Below are 7,208 nucleotides of genomic sequence, written 5' to 3'. Positions count from 1 at the left end.
TATTCAGCAGATGCCAATGGTGTTATGTATTTAATGCCTCAAAAAGGTGCACGTGCTCAATTGCATTTTCCAAGTGCTGTTGAAGAAGAAGCTATCGTTATCAGCTCGGTGCGTGTCAGTCCAGCCACACCAGAGGGCGGACAAAAGCAGACGAAGAAAATGGCGGATACTACCATTAAATCATTGGCGACTAATGTAGGGAAAGATGTGACATTAGGTGTTGGTGATATTACCTTTAGTGCAGTAGATGGAGTATTGGACTTAAAGATGGATGATGGTGATGGCGTAACATTTCAAAGTAACAGTACCATCATGCTAGCGGCGGATGAAACACTCGAAATTAGTGGCATGAAAGAGCTTGCCGTAGAAGCGGAAGAATGGATTGCGATATCAGCGAAGGAACAAAGTCATGTAATTATGGCCGCTGACACACAATTAATTAGTACGCTCATTGATCAAGAAGGTATAGAGAAGCAAAGCCAGCCACCGAAATTAAATGAAGAAGCAATCGAAGCTACGACGAAAGTTGACTTAATCTTCCCGCAAAAGGCAGAAGAGAAAAAAGAGAAAAAAGGCTGGTTTAGTAGTTTAGTAGATGGCGTAAGTGCAGCATTGGATGTTGCTGGATTTATTCCTGTCATCGGTACATTTGCAGATATTGCGAATGCAGGAATTAGCTTGGCAAGAGGGAATTACATGGATGCGGCTATGAACTTAGTAGGTGCGATCCCAGTAGTTGGTGATGCCGCCAAGGGAGCCTATAAGGTCAAAAAAGGGGCAAAACTCTTAGATAAAGCTGCTGATGCCGCAAAAGGTGCTGATAAGGCAATAGATGCTTCAAAAGCTTTAGCAAAAGGGATGAAGGCAGCTTATCCGAAAGTATCTAAAACGTTAGATGCAGTAAAGGGACTAGCGGAACTAGCTAACAAAGCATCTAAGGCTGTGAAGACGGCCGCAGATAAAGTCATTTCGTCGATGGATGAATTGCTCGCTGCGTCGAAGGCAGTAGACGGAATGAAAGCTATGGCCAAAGCCGGGCTAACGAAATTTAATCATGGAGTATTAAAGAAATTTAATTGTACAAAAGGGTTAAGTGAAAAATTCTGTAAAAGAGGCTTTGAACCCGTCGATTTAATCACAGGGCGTATGATTTATGAGGGCGTCGACTTTGAACTGCCTGGACCTATCCCTCTTTCATGGGAACGCGCTTGGTACAGTGATAGTAGTCGGATTGGCTTGTCAGGTTATGGTATGCACTTTACATACGATCTAGCCTTAGAGATTTTTGAAGAAGAGGACCTGATTGGGATCGTTGTAACGGATGGTCGTGCAGTGGGATTTCCAATTTTACCAATAAACTTGCCGTATTTTAACAAACGAGAAAGAATGACCTTAACAAATACAGGTGAGGAGTATCATTTGTTTGAGCATGATACACGATTGATATACGTATTTGAACAAACAACAGAGACAAAATACAGGTTAAAAGAAGTAAGAAATGAGCAAGGCCATCATATTCAATTTGCCTATAACCTTAAAGGCTTCCTATCCCAAGTAACCGATAGTGTTGGAAGAGTGCTCGAAGTTACGACCAATGAGGTAGGCAGAATGACAGAGGTTGCATTGTGTAACCAGATGAGTCGTGAAGTCTTAGTTCGTTATTTCTACAATGATGGACAAGATTTAATCGAAATCCAAGATGCGTTAGGGCAAAGTACGCATATAAAATATAACAATCACTTAATGATGCAAAAAATAGATCGCAATAAAAATAGCTTCTTCTGGCGCTACGATGGCCCAACTACAGGTGCACGAGTAATTAAAACATGGGGAGACGGCAATGTCCTAGCGGGTGAGCTTTCCTATTATGAGGGTTATAACGAAATTACGAATAGCTTAGGTCATAAGAGTTATTATTATTTTAACGAAGATAACCTCTGTACGAAAATTGTTCATCCAGATGGTAGTGAAGTTAGCTATCACTATAATGAGGACTTTGAATTACTACAAGCAAGAGATGAAGATGGTCGTATCACATTATTTAGCTATGATGAGTGGGCAAATCCAGTAACGATTACCCTTGCAGATGGCAGTACCGTATCCTCTCAGTATGATGAGAAAGATAGATTGATCCAAGCTGTAAACGCAGAGGGCGGAAGTCGACAGTGGGTTTATAATGAAGATGGGACATTACAGGCAATTATTTTAGAAAATGGCACGAAGACTGAATTTTCCTATAATGAGCAATTTTTAATTGAAACGGTGACAAATGTGCAAGGTCATGTGATAAGCTTAGCTTATGATGCTGATCTAAACCTGAGTCAAGTAACATTGCCAGACGGGACAAGTTCGACATGGGCGTATGACCGTCATGGTAACTGTTTATCAACGACCAATCCGCTAGGGGCTACAGAGAAATTCCGTTATGATAACTTGAATCGCCTTGTACGAGCAAATCTTTCAGATGGTAACGACGTTCAATTAAAGTACAATGCCTATGATGATGTTATTTTTGCTAAAGATAATCATACGCAAGTAGCCTTTGATTACACCATTCTTGGCAGTTTGATATCCCGAGAACAAGGTGGAAAGAAAGTTAAATTCACTTATGATACAGAAGAGCTGTTAACCGCTGTAGTCAATGAAAAAGGCGAAGCGTATAAGTTTGAACGAGATACGAAAGGAAATATCATCAAGGAAATCGGCTTTGATGAGATAGAAAGAACATATGAGCGAAGTTTGGCAGGATTGGTTCAGAGAATTCAACGTCCTGGTGATCGTTGGACAGCGTATCAGCATGACAATTTAGGGAATGTCATTCGAGCTGATTATTATGATGATACTTGGGAAACGTTTGGCTATGACAAAAATGGTTCGTTAATTCAGACTGAAAATGAGCATGTGACAATAAAGTTCGAGCGAGATTTTTCTGGACAAGTGATCAAGGAGTGGCAGAATGACCATTGGATTGCGAGTACCTATGATGATTTAGGCAACCGTTCACAAATTACAAGTAGCTTAGGTGCAAAAATCGATGTCGCTCGTAATGTAATGGGTAATGTGTCGCAAATCACGGCTTCTCGTTTAGAGCAAGAACAGTGGACAGCAGCGATGCAATACAATGAACTTGGTCAAGAGATTGAGAGAATCCTTCCAGGAAATGTTATCAGCAAATGGCAATATGATGTGACCGGTAGACCGATACACCATCAAATAAGTAGTCAAAACCGCGATACACGAAGACGCGTGTATAATTGGGATGTTAATCACCAATTACGAAGCATGGTCAACGAGTTAACAGGTGTTCGGGTTACCTATGGTTACGATGAATTCAGTAACCTCGTTTGGTCCAACCAAGGTGGTCAATTTGACTTCTTACATCGTAGTGTTGATGATGTCGGGAATTTGTATGAAACGAAAGAAATGACAGATCGTATTTACGGTGCCGGCAGTAGATTACTTGAAACGAAAGAGTCAACCTTTTCTTATGATGATGAAGGGAATCTTGTTCAGAAAGTCGAAAAGAATGGTGATACGTGGAAGTACGAATACTATGGCAATGGTATGATGTCGAAGGTCATCAAACCAGATATGGAAGAAGTTACTTTTAAGTATGACTCGCTGGGTAGACGGATAGAGAAGAGTTCTAACGAGAAGACAATGAGATTCGTGTGGGATGGGAATACAATCTTACATGAGTATTCCTCAGAGAATGATTCAATTGAATTAGAAAATGATAATCTAGTCACATGGGTATTTAAAAATGGGTTTATACCTTCAGCTAAAATTACGAGTAAAGGTAACTACAGCATTATTAGTGATTCTCTTGGAACGCCTGTCGAAGCTTATGATCAAGAAGGCAATAAGGTTTGGTCAACTGAGCTTGATATTTATGGTAAAATAACAGAATTTACAGGTGGAAAAGATTTCATTCCATTCCGCTATCAAGGGCAGTATGAAGATATTGAAATAGGATTGTATTATAATCGATTCCGATACTACTCACCTATGGAAGGAATGTATACTCAACAGGATCCAATTGGTCTTGCTGGTGGAAATCCTACATTGTATGGGTATGTCGGTGATACGAATGTTATAATTGATCCATTGGGATTAAAGCCAAAACCTTTTAATTTTGCTGAGTTATCAGGAGATAAACCTCTTTCGTTAAATCCGAATGACATTTATTTTATGCAGAAAAATATCAAGAATAGTACTGGTCCATATACAGTTTTGGAAAATGCTGAATCATTAAAGAATGGTTCACTTAAAGTAAGCGATTTAAATACAATTAATGTTTGGAAAGATGCAGATGGTAAGATATGGACGTTGGATCATAGAAGACTAGCAGCATTTAGACTAGCAAATATTGATGAAATCCCAGTAAACTGGGCTAAGAGAAGTGAAGTAAAGCATCAATGGTTTAAAATGTCAACAAAAGTTGGAGGAACATCAATTGTTTTAAAGATGGATGATGGAACCAAATCGGTAATTTGTAGAAAAAAATAAAGTCGATAGTAGAAGTCGAAAGGTGTGAATTGTATGGATTGGTATGACATAATTGAAAACGTTTCTAATAAGCAACAGTTCTTAGATTTTGTAAATTTATTATCAGCCGATTTTAAAAAAAATAGAGATGAATGGGAGAATAAATCTATAGATGAATTTCTTCAAGGCATTGAGGGCTGGGTGGACAGTATGGAAGGTTTTTTTGAAAATTCTGGTTTAGAAACACCCCAAAATATTAATTGGAATTTTTTGTCTATAATGTTATATGTGGGTAAGATTTATGAATAAAAGTCCACTCTAAAAAAAGAGTGTGATTATACGAAATTTGTATGTTGAGAGGCTTTAAAATGATGAGTGTTGTGTAAAGAATATTTCAATATTATGATCCTAGCATGGGAATGTATACGCAAATAGACCTTATAGGGCTTACACTTACAAGGGCAATCCTGCATTCTATGACTATGTGAAAAGATCCGAATAAGTTTATCGATCCGTTTGGGTTGGGGATTGATGATTCATTTAAAATATTCTACAGCCGAAACAATATTGGTGCAAATTTTAGCGATAAGTCTAGTGCTAATGTTTTGACTGAAAAGACAATTGAGAAGAGGTTGAATTGAAGGATTCAAGGAGCTGTAAGGTAAATGAATTATGATAAACTTAGTAAAGAGGTGGCATATGCTCTACGGCATTCTCCGAAGGATTATGAATTAGAGTTAGATGCTAATGGATGGGTTTTAGTTGATAAATTGTTAGAATCATTAAGAAGGTCTGATAAATGGTCACGCATTGAGATTAATGATTTGAAAAAAATGATTGAGAAGTCAGAAAAGAAGCGTTACGAAATTGTAGATGATAAAATAAGAGCATTTTATGGACATTCGATTCCTATGAAAATTCAAAAAAAGGAAATGAAGCCACCTAGCACACTTTATCATGGAACTAGTCGTCGTTTTCTTGAGTCGATAATGAAGAATGGCTTGGTTCCTAAAACAAGGCAATATGTTCATTTATCTGAAGACATCCATACTGCTATTTTAGTAGGTAAAAGGAGAGACACTGACCCTATAGTTTTAAAAATCAATTCGGAAGATGCATATAAAAATGGTGTGAAATTTTATTTTGCGCATGAAATGATATGGTTAGCAGATGCTATACCATATGATTTTATCAGTCACTAAAATTATTTAACAGCACAGAAACCTACAACATGGAGAGGCGTATCTTTATAGTAGAAATATGAAAACACATGTATATGGTATTATTCCATATACATGTGTTTTTTCTTGTTTTGATTTACTTTTATCCCTCACTATTTAGATAATGATTGTTAAATTATGTAAAAAATCGAGTGTTAAACAAGTAAAAATTAGTTGTTTGATCACTTTAAACTCGGAAAACGAGTGATTTTATTCATCCTTAAATAGCAAAAATGTACATAATGGTGTTGACATTTATATGGATACTTTAAATTTTATTACCACTAACAGTAGCATACCTTCACCATCGTAGAAACATATTTTACAACTATAACTATTCTCTCCAACACGAATGTAATCTTAGTTTGATGCCAATTACATTTCTTGTACCTTAATGATTAAAGTTTCACTTTATCCATCTCTCACTCAGTATATCTAACTACTAAAATTAGAATTTCCCTAATATACAGGTTTTTTTGTCTATTCTGAATAATAGTTCGTATGGATGTTGACTTTTTATCTATGGTTTATTAGCATATTTATGAAGAAAATAACCAATTAATGGTTTTAATTCCATATGTAATTAATTTAGGGGTATTACTGATTTATAAAATTAATAACAAAATTGAACGATAGTATTTAATAGGAAAGTAAAAAATACAAGGTTATGAGATAGAAAGAATAATACAAATCGAAACAAAGGATAGAACATAATGAATTTCATGGATGAAGAGTTATCATGATGAAGAGACATGTAAGGCAAAAGGAATGAATGGAGAACATCGAACCCCAATTATTACATATGAGTTTACAGAAATGATTTTTTATGAGGATTAAAATCCGTTTGTATACCTTCAACATTTGACGTGTTTGGAACCTGAATTAAGGATAAAAAATATCCATCTAGTCGTAGATACGATTATATCTATACAAACGAAAAATCTACGTCGTGTTGAAAATCATGGAACAACAGATAAAAGTAGAAGAAGTAAAAGATTTCACACATTCCAGGATGAATATATTTCAAAAAACACATCCAACTGCGAAAATGTTGGATATTGGTATTAATGAAGTTAACGGTGTACAGATTGGTTATTTATTTCATGACGCAAGTACTAGATAACAAGATTTATAATTTAATGTTTTTGTTTTAGGTAGGCGAGAAAAAACGATGGGGTCGCTTAATTGTGTCAAAAAAGAGATGAATATTTGGAAACCCATTGCTTACGGCATGTTGGAATTTAACTTACAAGGTTTTTAAAAGACGAAGTAGATTGAAAGGAGGTAAGTAATGAAATCGCTAGAAGAAAAGGAAGTACACACGGTTAGTACGTATGAGGATCTTGTGCTCGAATGGCCTTATTCGCTTATTCATTTAGATAAACTAACCATCAAGCATAAAGCCAATGACCATGCGAGGTTATACTTTACGGGAATGATTGCTGAAGAGCAAGCGCAAAAGTATATTCAGCGGGTCAATCAAACAGATGAAGTAGTAGT

At 36.4% G+C, this 7,208-nt stretch carries 4 protein-coding genes and 1 pseudogene; all 5 read left to right on the top strand.

Annotated features, from left to right (window positions below; translation table 11 throughout):
- Positions 1-33: 33 nt before the first annotated feature.
- Positions 34-4,509, top strand: coding sequence for a DUF6531 domain-containing protein (locus tag ABNX05_RS25855; protein WP_349662310.1), 4,476 nt, complete (start codon positions 34-36; stop codon positions 4,507-4,509).
- A gap of 33 nt (positions 4,510-4,542) precedes the next feature.
- Positions 4,543-4,797, top strand: coding sequence for a DUF7660 family protein (locus ABNX05_RS25850; RefSeq protein ID WP_134020075.1), 255 nt, complete (start codon positions 4,543-4,545; stop codon positions 4,795-4,797).
- Between the two features lie 356 nt (positions 4,798-5,153).
- On the top strand, positions 5,154-5,690 hold the full coding sequence (locus ABNX05_RS25845; RefSeq protein WP_349662309.1) for an RNA 2'-phosphotransferase: 537 nt from the start codon (positions 5,154-5,156) through the stop codon (positions 5,688-5,690).
- A 967-nt stretch (positions 5,691-6,657) separates the two neighbouring features.
- Complete coding sequence (locus tag ABNX05_RS25840; protein ID WP_349662308.1) at positions 6,658-6,831, top strand: hypothetical protein; 174 nt, start codon at positions 6,658-6,660, stop codon at positions 6,829-6,831.
- A 168-nt stretch (positions 6,832-6,999) separates the two neighbouring features.
- Positions 7,000-7,208 (top strand): annotated as a pseudogene (locus tag ABNX05_RS25835) (hypothetical protein); the annotation flags it as partial.

This window comes from Lysinibacillus zambalensis, assembly GCF_040183165.1.
In the GTDB taxonomy this organism is placed as follows: Bacteria; Bacillota; Bacilli; order Bacillales_A; family Planococcaceae; genus Lysinibacillus; species Lysinibacillus zambalensis.
Note: the sequence above shows the minus strand (reverse complement) of the source record. Positions and strands in the feature narration are given on the sequence as shown.